This window comes from Raoultella sp. T31, from assembly GCF_002806725.1.
GTDB lineage: Bacteria > Pseudomonadota > Gammaproteobacteria > Enterobacterales > Enterobacteriaceae > Klebsiella > Klebsiella electrica.
In genome coordinates this window covers 177,760-196,782 of sequence record NZ_PIBO01000004.1, presented here as the reverse complement: position 1 = coordinate 196,782, position 19,023 = coordinate 177,760, and the positions used below count along the sequence as shown (strand labels likewise).

The window sequence follows — 19,023 nt, the reverse complement described above, 5'->3', positions numbered from 1 at the left end:
CGGGTACGCTTCTTACGCTTTACTTTTTCATCTGCGCTAAAATCTCCCGACACTGATTCGCATCCCCTTGCGCTGGCGATACCAGCGCCAGCAGCGCTGCCGCCGGCGTGACTAATGTTGCCAGCGCCGCCGCTACCGCGCCGCGCGCAATCAGCGGACCGGCCTTCACCCCGGCATTCGGCGATTGAAAGGTCCCGCGCACGTACAGCGGAGAGCGTAGGGTAATAATACGCACCCCCTTACTCTCCGGGTCGATGGTCAGGTCGAGCTGTTCCGTAGCGAAGCTGGCGGTGCCGGTGACGTTAATCAGCGCATTTTCGGTATCAAAGGCAAAAATCTGCGGCCGCGCCACGCCGTTCGTCACATTGATGTTCGCCGCCGCGCAGTTCACCCGGACCTCATCATCACCAAATATCTGCCCGATAACATAGTTACCGACGTTCAGGCCGAGGATTTCCATCAGATTACGGCTAATCAGACCGTCGTTCATCAGCAGCTTCAGATTGCCGTTGCTGTTGCCCAACAGCGCGGCCACCGAGTTACCGCTCCCGCGTAGCTGTACGTCGCCATTCATCTCCCCGAGCGTCTTCTGCATCATCTCGACTTTCGGCATCAGGGCCTTCAGCTTCAGACGCCGCGCCTGCAGACTGGCTTCTCCCTGCAGCGGTTTTTTATTGCCCTGCAGATGGACGCTGCCGGCAATGGTGCCGTTCGCCAGGCCAAAGCGCAGCGGCTGCAGGCGCAGATCGCCCCGTTCCAGCAACACATGGGTAGAAAGGTCGCTAATTGGCAAGGTGCCACCGTGCTCAATCCGCCCGCCCTTAAAGCGTACATCGGCGTCCATCAGCTGCCATTTATCGGTGTCAAAGCGATCGTACGGCAGCACTTTCCCGGCAGGCTGCGGCGAAGCCGTGCCTTTACGCTGCTCGCTTGCGGCGGCTTTTGTACCCGCATTCACGCCAATGAGCGGGCCGAGATCCGCCAGCCGCAGCTGTTGTGAAGCGACATCGCCCTCCAGCTTCGGCCGCGGTTTGCCGGTACTGTAGGTTAAGGAACCGTGGATATCACTCTCGCCAATACGACCGTTAAAATCACGGTAGGCGAAACGCGCGCCGTTCGCCCCCTGGAAAGTGGCCCGCAGGTGGCCGTCGGTCGAGAAGGCCGGTGTATCCGGTAGCACCACCCCGGTCAGCTCGTACAGGTCGCGCAACGACGCCCCGGAGAACTGCAAGCGCAGATCCACGCTCCCGAGATTGAGGGGATCGCTGACCGTGCCGCTAAAGGCGATCCGGGTACTGCCAGAGCGAAAGTCCCCCTGCAGCGGGAACGGTTGCCCCTCGCTGCGCAGCGCCAGCATACCGCCGATTTTACCGCTGCCCTGAAGCGGCTGCCCGTGATAGGTCCCCTTCGCCTGCAGGCCAAAAATATAGTCTCCGGCTGCTGGCGCCCCCTCTTTGCCCTTTTCGCCGCTGACCTCGCTGAAGGGCAGCGGCTTGCCGAGCGGATCGACCTGGATCGTGATATCCGCGCGCGTCACTTTGTCATCAATGGCGATCCGCGCGCGATCGAACAGAATATTATCCAGGCGCAAAGACCAGCCGGAAGAGGCGGGCCGTTCGGTAGCAGCGGCGTCGGAGGCCAGCGTAAAGGTCCAGTTATTGTTTTTTTCCGACAACCGGATCAGGCGGGCATCGGGCTGTTCCAGCTTAATCCACGGCAGATAAACGGTTCTGGTAAGCAACGCCAGCGGCGCCAGGGTGGCTTCGACCCGCGGCAGATGCACCATGGTGACCTGAGGGATAGCCGGCGGGTTGCCGAGGACGATATCTTCGGCATGGAGGTGCGGCCAGGGGATCCAGCGCCGCCAGCCGCGCTCATCAGGCTGGCGCGCCCAGACAACGCCGAGGTCGCCGCGAATCGCGAACGGACGATTCAGCTCGGCTGAGACCTTCTGGTTGATCGCCGGTTTCAGGCGATTCCAGTCAAAAGTTGCCAGCACGATGAACAACAGAACGATCGCGACGAGTATCGTTCCCGAGATAATGGCAATCGTTTTACGGGTTCTGGTCATTCCCTCTCCGCTCCTTTTGCGTCTCGTCAGTCCTGAATATAGTCGAAAAGCCCATCTTGCTCTGACAAATGCGCTTTTCGTCACATTCCACGCGTCAGGTCAAAAAATAATGGAACATTGTTTTAATATAATTGACCATAAAAACAGCCCGGCGCACACTAGCGCTCATTCGATTCCATCTCAGGTCATGATTATGTCTAAAAAAATTGCCGTCATTGGCGAATGTATGATTGAGCTGTCAGAGAAAAACGCGGCGGTAAACCGCGGATTTGGCGGCGATACCTTAAACACTTCCGTCTATATTGCGCGTCAGACCGACGCCGACGCGCTCGCCGTCCACTACGTTACCGCGCTGGGTACGGATGGATTCAGCCAGCAGATGCTGGACGCCTGGCAGCAGGAGAACGTCCACACTAACCTGATTCAGCGCATGGCCGATCGTTTACCCGGCCTGTACTACATCGAAACCGACGATACCGGCGAGCGCACGTTTTACTACTGGCGCAACGAGGCGGCGGCAAAATTCTGGCTGGAGAGCGAGCAGGCTGACGCAATCTGCGAAGAGCTGGCCACCTTTGACTATCTCTATCTCAGCGGAATCAGCCTGGCTATCCTCAGCCCGGCCAGCCGCAACAAGCTGCTGACGCTGCTGGGCGCATGCCGCGCCAACGGCGGGAAGGTCATTTTTGATAATAACTACCGCCCACGTCTGTGGGCCAGCCAGCAAGAGACCCGCCAGGTCTATCAACACATGCTGGCCTGCACCGATATCGCCTTCCTGACGCTGGATGACGAAGATGCGCTGTGGGGTGAAAAGCCGGTCGAGGAGGTAATTGCCCGTACTCATGCCGCAGGTGTGCAAGAGGTGGTGGTCAAGCGCGGCGCGGATTCATGCCTGGTGGCGATCGCCGGACAGCCGCTGCTGGAGGTACCGGCCGTGAAGCTGGCAAAAGAGCGCGTAGTGGATACCACCGCGGCGGGCGATTCGTTTAGCGCCGGCTATCTGGCGGTGCGTCTGACCGGTGGCGATGCGGAGTCGGCCGCCAGACGCGGCCACCTGACGGCCAGCACGGTCATTCAGTATCGTGGGGCGATTATTCCGCGCGACGCGATGCCGCAGTAACCCCGGAAGGGCTTCACGCCACGGCCCGGAGACATTTCCGGGCCGTGAACGACTTACTGCGCGGGGGGAATATCCGAAGCGTCGTTACGCGCTTCAGCCGCGCCGCCGCTGGTTGCCGCAGTCGGAACTGGCGCCATCAGCCTTTCCCATGTCGCCTTCAGATCCTTCATATTGTATTCCGGCTCACCCTGCGGCTGTTGCAGCACCAGCGTCATATCCTGCGACAGCTGCTGGCGCAGATACTGGTTCAGCATATCCACGGTCAGAGAGTCCAGAAACTCCTGACGCAGCTTCTGATACTGCTCCGGCGCGATATCCACCACCTGGTTTTGCAACGAACGGATACGCTGGCTAATCAGAATGTCGGTATCGGTGCGCGCATAGGTGGCAAACAGCTTTTGCAGCTCCAGGCTTTTCTGCGCAATCAGCGTATCAAACTCTTCTTTCGGCAAGCCGTTATCACGTACCTTCGCCAGCTCGCGGGAGACGGTGGTCAGGTTTGCGTTGAGTTTGTTGCCTGGAGATTCAATATTAATGGCGCACTGGGCGCGCTGATACAGCACCCGGCAATCAAAGCCGAGGTTCACGTCTTTGGCGTTGCTCCTGCTCAGGCTCTGTTGTACATGCCAGAACAGCGCTTCGCGCGCCAGGTCGTCACGCCAGTAGCGCTGCAGGGCCACCGAGTCGCGAATCGGCTGCCACGGGGAATCCCACATGATTGACAGCTTGTCCTGACGCACCGTCCTGGTCATGATGCTCACAGGTCTGGTCGGGAGCGGCGCCAACGTCGGTACCGCCGCCGGCGTTTCGCGTTTGCCTTTCAGCTCGCCGAAGGTCTTGTTGATCTGCTCTGCCACGCCGCGGCTATCGATATTACCCACCACGATCAGCGTCATGGCGTCCGGGGTATACCATTTCTGATAGAACCCCTTCAGCTGCGCGATATCGACCGGTTTTTTCAGCGCGGCGCCAGGATCATGGCCCAGCATCGTGGAGCCTTTAAGACGATAGCGCCACCAGCCATCTTTGGTGTCCAGCGGCCAGGTCGCCACCATGTCTTCCCCCAGCAGGGCATGGTTCACCGATTCCGGCGTCACGACCAGCTTGCCGCTGGCATCCGACAGCCAGTTCAACGCCTCTTTCAGCAGATCATTGCGGTTATTCGGCAGGCTGAGATTAAACATGGTGTAGTTATACGAGACGATCGCGGGCGGCATCGGACGGTTGGGGTCGATGCTTTGCTGCCATAGCGAACGCGCCTGCATTGTCGGCAGACTGCCGCTCTGGGTCAGCGCCAGACGAGGGATAAAGTGGCTAAAGCCGCTCTGCTGAGTGCTTTCACTCAGCGAGCCAATATTGACGAACAGACGGACTTCAATACGATCGCTAGGACGCTGCGGCGTGGCTAAAACCTGCCACTGAAGTCCATTAGCGAGAGTCCCCTGTTGCCAGGCCGGGTCCGGCTGGAGCGCTTCTGCTTGCACATAACCGGCTGCTGCCATCATCAGCAAACCACCCGTTAACAGTCGAATTTTTGTGCCCTGCATGTGAACCCCTGATGAACATTCCTGGTTACAAAAGCAACCCGCGCACGGGCTGCCAAAAAATATGGTGAGCAAAGTACGTCGGTTAGACCACGCGGAGATAAAAATGTCGCACGGAGACGTAAAATAATCATTTAGTATCATTCCCCTGCCTCGGGGAATGATACCTAATTATGCGCAGGAGCCCGGAGTCCAGCAAGGACAACGGGCCTAACAGAAGGATTTAAGAGGATAATTCGTGCGATTTGTTGGCTGGCTCGCGGTTATTCAGGACATCGTCCAGCTGCTTGCTGTCCAGTTCTTTCACCCATTTTGCCACCACGATAGTCGCCACGCCGTTGCCCACCAGGTTGGTCAATGCGCGGGCTTCTGACATAAAGCGGTCAATCCCGAGGATGAGCGCCAGCCCGGCAACCGGTAAATGCCCGACCGCAGAAATCGTTGCCGCCAGAACGATAAAGCCGCTTCCCGTTACCCCCGCCGCTCCTTTTGAAGAGAGCAGCAGCACAACCAGCAGGGTAATCTGGTGGAAAATATCCATATGGCTGTTCGTCGCCTGAGCGATAAAGACCGCCGCCATCGTCAGATAGATCGAGGTGCCGTCAAGGTTAAAGGAGTAGCCGGTTGGAATGACCAACCCCACGACAGATTTACGACAGCCCAGCTTCTCCATTTTGTCCAGCATACGCGGCAGCGCCGATTCGGACGAAGAGGTGCCAAGAACAATCAGCAGCTCTTCACGGATGTAGCGGATGAACTTGAAAATGCTGAACCCGGTCACCCGGGCGATAGAACCCAGTACCACCACCACGAACAGGATACAGGTGATATAGAAACAGATGATCAGCTGACCCAGTTGCACCAGGGTGCCGACACCGTATTTCCCGATGGTGAAGGCCATGGCCCCGAAAGCACCGATTGGCGCAAGGCGCATAATCATGTTGATGATGCCGAAGATCACCTGTGAGAAACTTTCGATGACGTTAAAAATGAGCTGGCCTTTGCTCCCGAGGCGATGCAGCGCAAAACCGAACAGCACGGCAAACATCAGCACCTGCAGGATATTACCGCTGGCGAAAGCGCCAATCACGCTGCCGGGGATAATATCCAGCAGGAAGGCGACAATGCCCTGATCTTTTGCCTGCTCGGCGTAGACCGCCACGGCCTTCGCATCGAGGGTCGCCGGATCGACGTTCATGCCGGCGCCGGGTTGCACTACGTTAACGATAATCAGGCCGATAATCAGCGCAATGGTACTGACCACTTCGAAATAGAGTAGCGCTACCGCTCCGGTACGACCGACGGCTTTCATACTTTCCATCCCGGCAATGCCGGTCACAACCGTACAGAAAATAACCGGCGCGATAACCATTTTTATCAGTTTAACGAAGGCATCGCCGAGAGGTTTCATCTGCGCGCCCAGTTCCGGGTAGAAATGGCCCAGCAGAATACCGATCGCAATGGCCGACAAAACCTGCACATAGAGGCTTTTGAAGAGAGAGGTTTTCATAGGGTGTCCTTTGGGTAAAACCACAGATCCTGAAGGGGTATGGGCTATCTGTGGCTTAAAAGTAACACCCTGGAAACATTTCAGAAATAACTAAGCGTAAAAGTGCAACGGAATTGTTAAAAACTTTGAGCTGACACGCACAAGTTCGCACTCGCGTTACAAGCTTGCATCCACTTCATCCTTGCCTCGCAGGAACTGCGTCATAAAGGATTCCTGCGACAAGGCGCAACCAAACAGCCCCCCCTGGACGACATCCACGCCGGCCGCCTGCAACCAGTGATACTGCGGCGCCTTTTCGACCCCTTGCGCCACGATGTGCAGATTAAGACCGCGCGCCAGCTGGATAATCGCCGGAACCATGCGGGTATCCTCGGGCAACATATCAATAAACGCTTTATCGATTTTCAGAATATCGACCGGCAGCGATTGCATATGCTGGAGCTGACGCAGACCGGCGTAACCCATGCCGAAGTCATCCAGCGCGATCCGCACGCCGGCCTCACGCAGCGGACGCAGCAGCGCCGCCACCGTCTGCGGGTCGTCCAGATGCCGGCTTTCCGTCATCTCCAGCACCAGCGTCCCAGGCGCGATGCGATAGCGATCGAGTAACGTCAGCATCCCGGTGCCGCGATCGTGGTGCAGCAACTGCAGCAGCGAAACGTTCACCGACAGCGGCAACATGATGCCCAGGCTTTGCCATGCGGCCAGCTGACGACAGGCTTCTTCCATCACCCAGTAACCCACCGGCACCATCAGCCCGCAGGCTTCAATGCGTTCAGTCAGATCCGCAGGGAGCAACCAGCTACCGTCAGGCTGGCGTTGCCGCAGCAGCACTTCCGCGCCGCAGACCTCGCCGCTGGCGGCATCAACCTGTGGCTGGAGCCAGATTGCGAACTGATGATTATCCAGCGCGGTGAGGATGTCGTGTTCTTCCATCAGCCGACGCTGGGCTTTTTCCATCTGGGCCGGATCGAAGAATTCAATCTGGTTTTTACCTTTGTGCCGCGCGGCGGTGGCGGCAGAAAATGCCCGGCGATAGAGCTGTTCCGCACTCAGCTCGCCGTTAAACATCGCAATACCCACGCTGGCGCAGGGGCGCAGTTGGATCCCCTGCAACGGCAGCCGTTCATTTATGACAGTGAGCACTTGCTTACTTAATGTCACCGCGTGCCACGGTTCGCTCATCCCGTGGGCCAGAATCGCGAAGTCATAGCCGCTAATCTGGGCCAGCACCATCCGCGACGGGATAATCCCCCGCAGCTTCTCCACCAACGTCAGCAGCAGGATCTCGCGCTGGGTCTCTTTCAGCACCCCCGCGGTATCCTGCAATGTTTCGCAGGCGATAACCAGCAACGCCGCACTTTGCGGCCGGGCGACGGTTTGCTCCAGCAGAGCCATCAAAAAGGCCTTATTCGGCAGCTCGGATACCGGGAAGCGGGTGGACTGTAACGTCAGTTCATCGTGCTGGCGCAGCAGGGTCTGCTGATTCCGGTTATAGCTGCGCACCAGCAGGCCAATTTCATCATCATGGTGCAGACGCGGCAGCGTCAGCTGGTGCCCGAGCCGGTCCTGCGGGGCGACGTCATCGAGCTCACGAGCCAGCTTGCGCAGCGGGCGGACGATCAGACGGTTGATACACCATGTGATAGCCACCGTCAGAACAAGCACCAGCAAGAAGTAAGCAGTCACTAACGTAGAAAGTACGCTCATGACGAATTTGTAGCTCTGCCAGGAGTCCGCCTGCAGCACCAGATAGGCAATCGGCTGCGGGTTGGCGGGCCTTTCCAGCGAGTAAACCGGCAGCGAGATCTGTACCGGGAGTTCGAAAATGCGGGTGACCATCACCGGTACCGGACGCTCCGGGATAAAACGCATCCGCAGCGCCTGAAATTGGTTGGGCAACACCACATCGGCCCGGCTGACAATACCAGCAGGCTGAATACGCCCCAGAATGGCTTCCGCCTCGGGGATATCCGCTTTCAGGATAGCCGCCGACAGGGGTTCGCGAACGGAACGAGCGATACTTTCTAATTGCGTGGCCGTAATGAAGCGACTCTGTTGCACAAAGTGAAACAGCAAAATAGAACAAAATACCAATACAAACGCCATGGACACGCCCGCGACCATCGCCATCTGTTTAATTGTAAGTGAGCGGCTGACGCGCAACTGGGTTCTCCACTGATACTTAACGCCTACCCGGTTTAATTCCATCAACACCGGTCGTTTTCAGGCTGATTATATACTCAAATCCTTCGCCCACGTCCGCAAGGCGTGACGCTTCTCTGCGGGTTATTTTCCCGGATTGCCGCTGACCCCTTACCGGGGTCAGGCGACTGTATCGATCTGTCGCCCCGGCGCATAGCGCTACCGGGGGAGAGAGAATTGACACAGACGGGCGAAGTTTGACGAGTATACGCGAACCGGCGGGTGGAGTGACGCCCGATCGCGTAATTCAGGCTATTCTGCTACCAGTCTGCATAAGGCACCAACGGCTGCGGCGGCATATCCATGTCGCCCTGCCAGCCGGCGGCCGAATAGCGCACGTAGAGCAGCGCATGGCTCGGGGTATAATCCTTGGCCTGTTGAATATCCACCGCCGCGCCAACGAACCAGTTACCGGTGACACGCCGTTCAACCAGCGCCCGGGCGGTATAACCAAAGCCCTGGCTGCTGCCGCCTTGTTCCGTCAACGGACTGGCATCGGCCCGGTAGTCCGCGGGAATCAAATTCAGCAACGGATAGCGCGGCATGGTTTTGGTGCGCGAGTGGGACCAGGAGACGGACCCTCCCAGTTCCCATGACCAGTTTTCCGTGCGCTGACGCCAGGTGACCGGTACCGCGAACGAGAGATACTCTTGCGGACTATAGTAGCCGCCCTGGCCGAGGGTATAGCCGCTCAGGTCTTTGTCATAGTGCCAGAGCATATTGTTCAGGCCCACGGTGACGCGGCGGTTATCTTCATTGATGACTTTATAGTAGTAACCGCTCATCCAGCGCACGCGCCAGTTGTCGGCCACGTTTTTCCCCGTGAGCCGATCGACGCCCAGCGAAGACCAGACGCCGTTGGCCTCGCCCTTATCGTAGCTCATGCTCACGCCGCCGCCGTCAGCGCGGACGCCGCCCCAGGTTGTCCCGGTATGGCTGCTGCTGTCCTGCTGTCCGCCAAAAGCGAGTAGCGAGCTGGAAACCGGTCGGCGATGCATATTGAGGGTGTAGCCGAACGGCCCGAGATCGTTGCTGTAGCTCAGTCCGCCCACCATATCAACCACGTTGAAACCCATCGGCGTCGTGCCGATATCCGCGCTCCAGGTCTCATTCTTCCAGCCTACCGCGACGCTGGCTCCCCCGTCGGTCTGGTTCTTGCTACCGCTGGTACAGGCGATTTCCCCGCAGGTCCCCCAGTTTGGCGAATAGCTGCCGTCGCTTTTCGTCGCGAAGCTACCGGCATCCATATTGACCAGGTCGGTGCGCAAGAACATGCGTCCATCGGCGAGCGGCGCCTCCACATGCAGCATCGTGGTGTGCGCTTTAAGATCGGAATAGCCGCCGGTACCGCTCGAACCCCAGAAATCATGTTCGAGGGTGACGTTAAGATCCTGCTGGCGATAGAGATCCGCGGCGTCGCTGCGGATCCCGCGCTTCAGCCAGTCATCGCCGCTGTCGTTACGGGTCAGGCGGGTAAAGGCATCGTTATCCTGCGGGCGGACCGGGGTCACGCCAGAAGCCACCATCGCATCTTTATAACTCTCCAGCGCCACCTGCGGCTGGCCGCTCCGGACCTGGAATCGGGCTACATCACGTAGCACCAGCGCGCTTTCCATAGACGGCGGCTGCGCTTTAGCTTGCGGGATGATGCGGTCAAAAATGTGTCGGGCCTGGGCGATATCGCCCAATCCCGCGTTCGCCAGGGCCACCCGCCGCTGCATATTGATGGAATCGCTCTCCCCGCCTTTCAGCTGGCTGACCTGGGCGCGCGCGGCATTTTTATCACCTTCGGCAAGGTAGACTTCCGCCAGTCCCAGACGGGCATCGCCGTTATCGGCCTCTTGACTCAGCACCGCGTTATACTGCGCAATCGCCGTCTGGCTATCGCCGCGCTGCTGCGCCCAGTCCGCCAGCGTCAGCCGGTAGCGAACCAGCGGCGGCTGCTGTTGAATGAGGGCGATAGCCCGTGCTTCCTGGCCGCTGTCGCGTAGCTGGTTAGCCTGGCGTATCACCTTAGCGCTTTGCAGGCGCGCGTCCAGCTCACGAATGTTATCCGTCCATTGGCTACGCGGCAGGGCAGCAAGCTGCGCCAGCGCCAGATCGTCCTGATTATTACCGGATAAATAGAGACCCCAGGCATAAACCCGCTCGGCATCTCCCGGCTTGCGGCTGACCATATTACGCATCAGCGTATCGGCCTGTGCCCGTTCGCCTGCGCTGACTAAATCACGGGATAAACGGTAGGTAATCCACACGCTATCCGGGTCAAGCGCCAGACGCCGACGCTGAATTTCCGCCGCCTGCGCCCAGTTGCTTTGGCTCTCCAGCGCTTCGGCCTGTTTTTCCAGGCGTTCATTGGTCAGGCTGCGCTCGATATCATCAATGCTGCGCCGCTGGGCAGGCGACAGACTGGCGATGTAAGCGCTGGCTTTTTCCGGCGATTGCGCACGATAAAGGTTAGCCAACCCGCGCACCGCGAGGTTGTTGCCGCGATCCATCCGCAGGGTGCGCTGGTAGTCGCGTTCCGCTGCCGCATTATCTTTGCGCGCCGCCGCCACATCCCCGAGCCCGAGCACCGCATAGCTATCGCTGCCGTCGACCCGTTGAGCCTGCGCATAATAGTGTTGTGCCCGATCCAGCTCTCCGGCCTTCAGCGCGTTATCGCCCTGTTTGATCAACAACCAGTAGCGGTTGGTCTGTAGCAGGCTGTCCCATTTATCGCGATTCGGGCTTTTCGGATCCATCGCGATCGCTTTGTTCAGCTGTGCGACGGCACGGGCTCTGTCGCCACGCTGCGAATAGGCCTGGCCCAGCGCGCCCACCGCGTCGCTGTCCCTGGCATCGGCTCGTACAGCCTGCTGTAAATTGGCCACGGTCTGGGCGGAGTTACCATTCTTGGCCGCCGCCAGTCCCTCAGCCCGCAAGCGAAACGTCGGGTCCTGCAACTGAGCCTGTTGCTGAGCCAGCAACAGACGGGCATTCGCTGCCGATTCCCCGGTGGCGAACAGGACCAGGAAACGCTGCAGTTCCTGCACGCTGGTCCGGCTGACCGGTATATCTTTGATTTCGCTGAGCCACATATCGGCCGCGGTGCCGCGACCGGCGGCCGAGCGCGCCATTTGTTCGAGATAAGCAAACCCTTCTTCCGGCTTATCGTCGGCAAACATCTGTTTGGCCAGCGACGCCTGCAGGTCGGCATTGCCCGGAGAGCTGGCATCCAGTTTCTTCATCTGAGCGACGGCTTCTTTATGCCGCGCCGGGAGTCGAGCCACCAGCGTCCAGTATTCAATCGCGAGGGCCTGATCGGGCGGCACGCCGCCGAACAATTTTTCAAAGGCGGCCATGCCCTCTTCTACATGCCCCGATACCCCCAGCAAGCGCGCCTGCTGAAGCTCCTGCCTCCCGTCGCCGGTGCTGAGGTTCATTTCGCTACGGGAGGATTTCAACTCTGCGGAATCGGGGGCCAGCTTCGCCAGCCTGTCGAGCTGTTTTTTAGCGCCGTCGGTGTCGCCCTGGCGCAACAAATAACGCATTCGCGCGGCAATTAACTGCGGGTTATTGGGGTCAATCAGCTCCAGGCGATAAAGGGATTGCTTAACCAGATCTTCACGCTGGCTCGCCTCACCCAGCCGGACCTGCTCCAGCAGATGCTCCTCGGCAGGGGTGGTCGCCGCCTGCGCCTGCAGCAGCAGGCCGACCCCGAGAGACAGCGCGATAATACTTAATCTGAACTTACGCATTGCTGGTCCCAGTCAGGTCGTAATTCGCCATCCGCCGTGAAACGGAAACGGTGTTGATCCCATCCCAGGCCAAAAAGAGTCAGGACCACGTTATAGTAGGCATCGGCGCCAGGATAGTGGTCCGCAACGCGCTGGCGCTGTATCGCCCGGGCGTCGTCATTGTGTAAAAACGGCAGCATCGACGCTGAAAATCCGACCGGGCCATTGCCGGTCGTTTTACCGGTCGCGATATTCACTTTTTCCGGCGGTACGCCCTGGCGAATCGTCTGCGTTTCCATCGGTTTAAAACGCGCCAGCAGCCGCGCTTTCTGTTTATCCCCATCATCGAGCATCCCGACCCACAGATAGACGCGAATCGCGTCGTAGCTGCCGATTATCGGTTTGTCCGCATTCAGCTGCCAGCCTTGTCCTTTTTCGTAACGCACCCAGTCAGGAGAAAAACCTTTCGGCGCCGTCTCCAGCAGAAAACGCAGATTGCTGTCGCGCAGTTTCGGCCACGGGGCGCCAAAACGGCTGAAGTAGCTGGCAAGCTGCGGTGGAAGATAGCTGGGGTTAAAACGCCAGCCTTTATCGTCGGCAAAACCAACTTTGCCGGGCAGCACCATCGGTCCGAACCCCGGCACATCCGCGACTTCTTCCCCGGCGATACGCGCCAGGAGCGCTTTGCCCACCTCGGTGTACTGCGGCACCTGCCACAACCGCCCCGCTTCCAGCAGCGACCAGGCTATCCATAAATCGGAGTCAGACGCGGAGTTGCTGTCCAGCAGCGTCCACTCATCTTCGCTTTTCTTGCCCCACAGCCAGCCCGGCAGGCGCGCACGCAGGTCGCCCGCCGCCAGATTGTTCTGGGTCCATTGCAACAGCTTGCCGAAAGCGTCGCGATCGTTTGCCGCCAGCGCGAAGAACAAGGCATAGCTTTGCCCTTCGGAGGTGGTGATTTTACGCGAATCGGCGGGATCAACCACCCGCCCTTCGGTACTCACATACTCATTTTTAAATTGCTCCCAGGCCGGCCACTGGCAGGCGGCGCTCACCTGCGCTGCCGCCAGCATCAGAACCGACAGGATAACTGCGCGAATCGGGTTCATGATCGCTTACTCATTCATCAAGGTGGAGACGACGACGGCTGAGAATACGCAGCATGCGCCACAGTACCCATGCCAGAAGCACAATGCTCACCGCAGCCAGAATCGCCAGCAGCACCGGGTGGTTGGACAGCGCAAACCAGATACGCTCAAACCACGGCAGGTGCCCGACATAATAGATATCGCCCACGCGCAGGCTGTTCACCCCGGATTCGCGAATCACCGAGGCGGAACCAAACATCGCCGCCCGCTTACCGCTGTCGTTGAGCGCGCCGTTCAACAGTTCGTTACCGCGCGGGCTGTCCGCCAGCAGCGCCACGACGCTGCGTTGATCGTAATACGGCGACTGGAAGCTGATAATGGCCGCCATTGGCCCGGAGGAGGTGATATCCGTGCGCGTATTGGGCGTTCTGGCCTCATCGTCCGGATAAATGCCCGGCAGGTCGTAATGACGCATCGGCATCTTCACCCAGCTCTTTGTCGCATCGACCAGCAGGCTAATTTTGGTGTCATCTTTCAGCGCTGGCGGAATCGAGCCAATCAACAGCAGATCGGCATCTTTATCCTTAATTTTGCTGCCATCATCGGTGACCTGCATATTGATCCCCGCCAGACCGGTCTGCGCGCCGATACCGGCAACGGATTCCAGCAGCGTCGCCACCTGACCCTCCGTCGGCGCGGGCGGCACCACAATCAGCGTGTCAGACAGATCGGCCATCCGGCTAAACGGGAAGCCGGCACTGGCGAACACGCGCAGATCCGGCATGGCAATAAAGTGATAATACTTCGAGAAGTCAATCGTCGAATCGTCACCAATAACCACGTGGTTCTGCACCGGCTGGAAGGTAATACAGTTATCGATAGAGCCGCCCGGCATCGGGTTCATGTACTGGAAATCAAATCGCAGCTGGTTTATCGCCCCGAGACGCAGCGCCGGGATACTGACGTTGGTCTTACCGTCCAGCAGCCCCTGTAGCACCGGCAGGTGCAATATCAATTTATCCACGTCCTGAGAGCTGTTCAGGCTGAAGGATTGCAGGAACTGGTCGTTGAGGCTGATATCCATGCGCGAGCTGTCTTTGATAGGCGGCATGGTGTAGCGATAGTTAAGCCGCATATCGATGCCGTTGGCACGCAGCAAATAGAGATCCGGCGGCAGACTCAGCGCCACGTTAATGGAATCCGGCACCAGGCCGCTGGACTGCAGCTGCTGGGCATAGGTTTTCAGTTCGCCGAAGGTGACTTCACGATCGGTACGCACCCAGTTCGGCGCGTCATAAGGTTTACGCGCCTGCAACTCTTTGACGTCGTCGACCACCACGCTGCTGCCGCGGAACAGAATATTGCCCTGCGCAATGCCCCTGGCGGCCAGCAGCAGATCGTTGTCATCGCGGCCAAAGACCACCAGCAGCTTGACGTAAGGGTTGTCAGGATGGTCGATCATTTCGATGGTCGGCGCCTTCACCGGCGGATGTTCCCGCAGGAAGTCCGGGCGCTTATCGTTGGTCGCAAACACGATGGCGTTGCGATCCGGCAGTGTGTTGAACAGCACCGGGAACACCTGGCCGCGCCAGCCGGCTTTACTGCCGAACCAGGAGGCGACAATCGCCGCCGCCTGCTGCTGCCGGGCATCCGGCGAGGCGGCAAAAACCATCGGCAACGTCAACGAACGGTTATCCCGGGGGTCATAGAACGGTACCGGGAAATGGGACAGATCGTTACGCACCGCCAGCGCCTGATAGGTCAGGTCCAGGTTGCTGTCACGCCCGACGTCCAGCCATAGCGTACTGCTGGCCGGGTTCTCACACACATCGCGATAATGGCCGACAAACACCAGCCGCACGCGGTTAAAGTCGGTGATATACAGAGGATCGATAGGGATCTGCGCGCTGACTTTTTTACCCAGCTGCTCTTTGGTGACCGGCAGGACGCCCATCAGCTCATCATTGAGGTACACCTTCAGCTGCGACTGCACCGGCAGCAGCGAAGGAGACGGCGTATAGTCGAGATTCAGCAGGGCTTTCGTCACAACCTCATCGCTGCGCATGCCAAACTCTACCGAGCCGTCGGGGTGTGCCCCGCGCAGCACCATACTGCCCGGCGCCGGGGCGATACTGGCAAAAGAGAGCTTCACGTCGCGGGTCGGCACATTCTCCATGACGACCGCCGACGCCGGCGGCGCGGCAAGGGATGCCGTCGGCTGGCTGTCGGCAATGACCGGGGCCGGAGCCGTCAGCCCACCGGCTAGCGGATCCGTCGCCGCAGGGGCTGGCGCCGCCGCAATGGCGGTCGTCGGCTCCGCAAAAGAGGCGAAGGATGACCAACCAGCCATTCCCACAGCCACTGCACAAATCAAGGAGAGTTTTCTTTTCATCGCATTATCATCATTGTTGAGCCATTTCTGGTTCCGAAGAGAGTATCGCCGCGGCACGTTGAGGCCGACGGGGAACAAACGAGACTACCCAGGCAACCAGCATGGTGAGCGAGCGGAAAATAACCTTCACCGACGGCGGCGAGAACTCCGCGAGGTGACGATATCCACGGAACCCCAGCTTCAGGATATCCAGCAGGCTTTCCATCGGTTTATCTTCCGGGAAGCTATCCTGCCAAAGCGCCCACGTATCAGCACGGGCAAACGTACACTGTACAAAATCAATATGTTGTTGATTGGTCAACGGCATCAGCTGCAAACCGACCTCGCTGCCATTCACGCGCGCGACCCTGACCGGGAAGGCATATTCCTGCTGGCCGCGTTTGAGCAGCAGATTCACTTTTTGCCCTTCCAGCACCTGCGCCTTACCGTGAATTTTGATCCCCAGCCCGCCATCGGAATAGTCATGCACGGTACAGGAGAACAGGTGGCCATCTTCGCGCGCAATTGCCGCTGGCATGCTCATTTCGACGCGGTGTGAACGACGGACCTGTTTACTTTCCACCGAGACCGCCACCGCGCCGCCAAGGATAACCAGGTTATAGAACACCCAGACGATACTGACCCACACGGTCAGGATCTCGTTTTCCGGGCCGTAGAGGTAACGCCAGACCCCCGCAGCCACGCCCACCAGATTGAGCAGCACCAGGTAGATATAGGGGCGGGAAATGACCCAGTCGACGTACTCTTCCTCCACCAGTCCCCCTTTCGCCGTCACGTTGAACTTGCCTTTATGCGGGTTAATCAGCGCGACAAAGGTCGGCGGCGCGATATACCAGGCCAGCGTCGTTTCGTAGATTTCGCTCCAGAAAGAGTGGCGATATTTACCCTGAATCTTCGAGTTCGTCAGGCTCGCGTGAATCATATGCGGTAAGACGAAAAGCGCGATCATCAGCGCCGGCGCATAGATGATATAGGCGTGCAGCAGTAAAAACGCCAACGGCGCGACGAGGAAGATAAGCCGGGGAATACCGGATAAAAAGTGCATCATCGCGTTGACGTAACAGAGCCGCTGGGCAAACTTAAGTCCTTTACCAAACAAGGGGTTATCCAGGCGGAAAATCTGTACCATGCCACGCGCCCAGCGAATACGCTGGCCAATATGTGCCGAAAGGCTTTCGGTCGCCAGGCCGGCAGCCTGCGGAATGCGCATATAGGCGGACGTGTAACCGCGCCGGTGCAGACGCAGGGAGGTGTGGGCATCCTCGGTCACCGTTTCCACAGCGATACCGCCAATCTCATCCAGCGGGACACGACGAATCACCGCGCAGGATCCGCAGAAGAAGGTGGCGTCCCACATATCGTTACCATCCTGCACCAGACCGTAAAACAGGGTCCCCTCGTTCGGCGTTTTCCTGAAACGTCCCAGGTTGCGTTCAAACGGGTCGGGCGAGAAGAAATGGTGCGGCGTCTGCATCATCGCCAGCTCTTTCTCTTTCAGGAACCACCCCATGGTCATCTGCAGGAACGAGCGCGTCGGCACGTGGTCGCAGTCGAAGATCGACACAAATTCGCCTTTTGCGTACTTCAGCGCGTTGTTGATATTCCCGGCTTTGGCATGCTCGTGAGTCGTGCGGGCGATGTAATGCACGCCGACGTCTTTGGCGAACTGACGAAACTCATCGCGCCCGCCGTCATCGAGGATCCAGATATTGAGCTTATCTTTCGGCCAGTCGATGCCTTGCGACGCATAAATGGTGTTTTTCACCACGTTAAGGTCTTCGTTGTAGGTGGGAACGAAAATATCCACCGTTGGCCACTCGGCCATATCTTTGGGTAATGGAACCGGCTGGCGGTTCAATGGCCATATCACCTGGAAATAGCCCAGCACCAACACCAGCCAGGCGTAGGTTTCAGCAAACAGCAGCACAACGCCGCACACCAGGCTGACAGGATCGTCCCAGTTCAGCGTCGAGGTATAGCGCCACCAGATGTAGCGGCAGGAGACGGTCAGCGAGAGGACAATCAGCATCAGGGCCGAAAAACGTCCGGGAATACGACGTACCAGCAGCGCCACGCCCCACAGCAACAGCAGGAAAATAAGCTGCGAAAGTGGGTTAAAGGGCTGGGTAATACACAGCAGCGACAGCAGTAGCGAGAAAGTGACGACCACGCCGAGAATCGCCTTGCGCAGCTTCGGGCTGACGTGCGCCAGCTCTTTGTGTTTATTCAGATGGGCGGTTCGGCTGTTCATCCGTTCGGGAAGCGTATCCAGCCACTGGGTGTAGCGTCCGTGCACCCCTTCGATGGCGACAAACGAACGCCAGTTCGCCTTTTTATCTGCCCCGGGCACATGCGTCACCAGCAGCCACAGGGACTGTAGCAGATAGCGCAGTGGATCCAGCAGCCGCGGGCGATGGGGATTGATATGCGGGAAGTAGTCACGATGGTTGTTCAGAATCGCCTGCCAGCGCGGTGTTTCCAGCGGCATCAGCGCCCAGACCAGCGACGCCCACAGGCAGCCCAACGATGCGGACAGCCACGATGCGCCATGCTGGCGATAATCACTGTAGCGTTCGCGCAGGCGTTGCGCCACCGGGGGTGCCAGTAACAGGGTGCTCAGGCGCATCATGGCATCCCCTTGCCGGAATAGTGCAGCAAGCACCAGTTGGCGAGGGTCAGGATCTCCTCGGCGGCCAGCGAATCAGAACGGTATTCCCCCAGCGGCTGCTTCGCCGCCAGACACTCCGCCATCGCCTCATCACGATGGACCGCGACCGGCAAAATACGGCGCTGGCTCTCCAGCCACAGCTGATGTAAATCTGCCTGTAGCTGGCTGCCGACGCGCAGATCGTTAATCAGAATATCGCCCTTCGCCGGCAGCGCCTGTTGATGCAGGCGAATATGGCTGTTGCCGTCCGGATGCACCACCACCAGCGTGCGATCGCAGGCGCTCAGCAGCGAACGAGTCAACGGGGAATACCCTTCCGGTAAATCCAGCAGCAGCCAGCGATGATCGCCCTGTTGATCCAGTTTCTCCACCATGCCGACAAAGGACTCCAGCATCGGACAGAGCTTATCAACGTTCTCTCTTTCGCCAGGTGAGAGCAGGCCGAAAGGCAAAATATCAATATGCGAGGTATAACGGATACCGGCGTCACGCCAGTCGCCGCCATCAAGCAACGAGCGCGCCCAACCGTCGCGATGCGTCGCATCAACGTTGAAAAAATAGCGCAGCATATTATCCGGGCTGGCGTCGATCGCCAGAACCTTCTCCCCGAGGAGCTGTAACGCCCAGGCGAGTGCAGCGGTAATCGACGTGGTGCCCACGCCACCGCGGATACCCTGTAATCCAAGAATAGCCATCGACGGCG

10 protein-coding genes are annotated in these 19,023 nt (G+C 58.8%); 1 reads left to right on the top strand and 9 read right to left on the bottom strand.

Annotation, left to right across the window (positions count from 1 at the left end; genetic code table 11):
* Nucleotides 1-19: 19 nt before the first annotated feature.
* Nucleotides 20-2,071, bottom strand: a complete 2,052-nt coding sequence (locus tag CWM52_RS04590) for an AsmA family protein (protein ID WP_100683004.1) — start codon at nucleotides 2,069-2,071, stop codon at nucleotides 20-22.
* Nucleotides 2,072-2,264: 193 nt separating this feature from the next.
* Between CWM52_RS04590 and CWM52_RS04585 the strand changes: the two genes are divergently transcribed.
* A complete protein-coding gene (locus CWM52_RS04585) occupies nucleotides 2,265-3,194 on the top strand; it encodes a sugar kinase (RefSeq protein WP_100683042.1) in 930 nt (309 codons plus the stop codon).
* 53 nt (nucleotides 3,195-3,247) lie between these two features.
* Here the strand turns inward: CWM52_RS04585 and CWM52_RS04580 are convergent, their stop codons facing one another.
* The 8 genes from CWM52_RS04580 to bcsQ form a co-directional block, all read right to left on the bottom strand.
* Nucleotides 3,248-4,741, bottom strand: a complete 1,494-nt coding sequence (locus tag CWM52_RS04580; protein ID WP_100683003.1) for a M16 family metallopeptidase — start codon at nucleotides 4,739-4,741, stop codon at nucleotides 3,248-3,250.
* A gap of 220 nt (nucleotides 4,742-4,961) precedes the next feature.
* On the bottom strand, nucleotides 4,962-6,248 hold the full coding sequence (locus tag CWM52_RS04575) for a dicarboxylate/amino acid:cation symporter (protein WP_100683002.1): 1,287 nt from the start codon (nucleotides 6,246-6,248) through the stop codon (nucleotides 4,962-4,964).
* Between the two features lie 156 nt (nucleotides 6,249-6,404).
* Complete coding sequence (gene hmsP / locus CWM52_RS04565) at nucleotides 6,405-8,414, bottom strand: biofilm formation regulator HmsP (RefSeq protein ID WP_100683001.1); 2,010 nt, start codon at nucleotides 8,412-8,414, stop codon at nucleotides 6,405-6,407.
* A 299-nt stretch (nucleotides 8,415-8,713) separates the two neighbouring features.
* Nucleotides 8,714-12,193, bottom strand: a complete 3,480-nt coding sequence (gene bcsC / locus CWM52_RS04560; protein ID WP_100683000.1) for a cellulose synthase complex outer membrane protein BcsC — start codon at nucleotides 12,191-12,193, stop codon at nucleotides 8,714-8,716.
* Entirely contained in the window at nucleotides 12,175-13,281 is a 1,107-nt protein-coding gene (bcsZ, locus tag CWM52_RS04555; protein WP_100683041.1) for a cellulose synthase complex periplasmic endoglucanase BcsZ, read from the bottom strand. Before bcsZ ends, bcsC begins: the two co-directional genes overlap by 19 nt.
* A 10-nt stretch (nucleotides 13,282-13,291) precedes the next feature.
* Complete coding sequence (gene bcsB, locus CWM52_RS04550; protein WP_100682999.1) at nucleotides 13,292-15,652, bottom strand: cellulose biosynthesis cyclic di-GMP-binding regulatory protein BcsB; 2,361 nt, start codon at nucleotides 15,650-15,652, stop codon at nucleotides 13,292-13,294.
* Nucleotides 15,653-15,662: 10 nt separating this feature from the next.
* Nucleotides 15,663-18,281 (bottom strand): UDP-forming cellulose synthase catalytic subunit, encoded by a 2,619-nt coding sequence (gene bcsA, locus CWM52_RS04545; RefSeq protein WP_100682998.1) that lies wholly within the window; start codon nucleotides 18,279-18,281, stop codon nucleotides 15,663-15,665.
* Nucleotides 18,278-19,015: a cellulose biosynthesis protein BcsQ gene (gene bcsQ / locus CWM52_RS04540; RefSeq protein WP_100682997.1), complete on the bottom strand. Its 738-nt coding sequence runs from the start codon at nucleotides 19,013-19,015 to the stop codon at nucleotides 18,278-18,280. The genes bcsA and bcsQ overlap by 4 nt, the downstream gene beginning before the upstream one ends.
* Nucleotides 19,016-19,023: the final 8 nt, after the last annotated feature.

Coding starts and splice junctions, on each gene's coding strand:
- CWM52_RS04590 (WP_100683004.1), bottom strand. CDS start 2,071: ATGACCAGAACCCGTAAAACGATTGCCATTATCTCGGGAACGATACTC.
- CWM52_RS04585 (WP_100683042.1), top strand. CDS start 2,265: ATGTCTAAAAAAATTGCCGTCATTGGCGAATGTATGATTGAGCTGTCA.
- CWM52_RS04580 (WP_100683003.1), bottom strand. CDS start 4,741: ATGCAGGGCACAAAAATTCGACTGTTAACGGGTGGTTTGCTGATGATG.
- CWM52_RS04575 (WP_100683002.1), bottom strand. CDS start 6,248: ATGAAAACCTCTCTCTTCAAAAGCCTCTATGTGCAGGTTTTGTCGGCC.
- bcsC (WP_100683000.1), bottom strand. CDS start 12,193: ATGCGTAAGTTCAGATTAAGTATTATCGCGCTGTCTCTCGGGGTCGGC.
- bcsZ (WP_100683041.1), bottom strand. CDS start 13,281: ATGAACCCGATTCGCGCAGTTATCCTGTCGGTTCTGATGCTGGCGGCA.
- bcsB (WP_100682999.1), bottom strand. CDS start 15,652: ATGAAAAGAAAACTCTCCTTGATTTGTGCAGTGGCTGTGGGAATGGCT.
- bcsA (WP_100682998.1), bottom strand. CDS start 18,281: ATGATGCGCCTGAGCACCCTGTTACTGGCACCCCCGGTGGCGCAACGC.
- bcsQ (WP_100682997.1), bottom strand. CDS start 19,015: ATGGCTATTCTTGGATTACAGGGTATCCGCGGTGGCGTGGGCACCACG.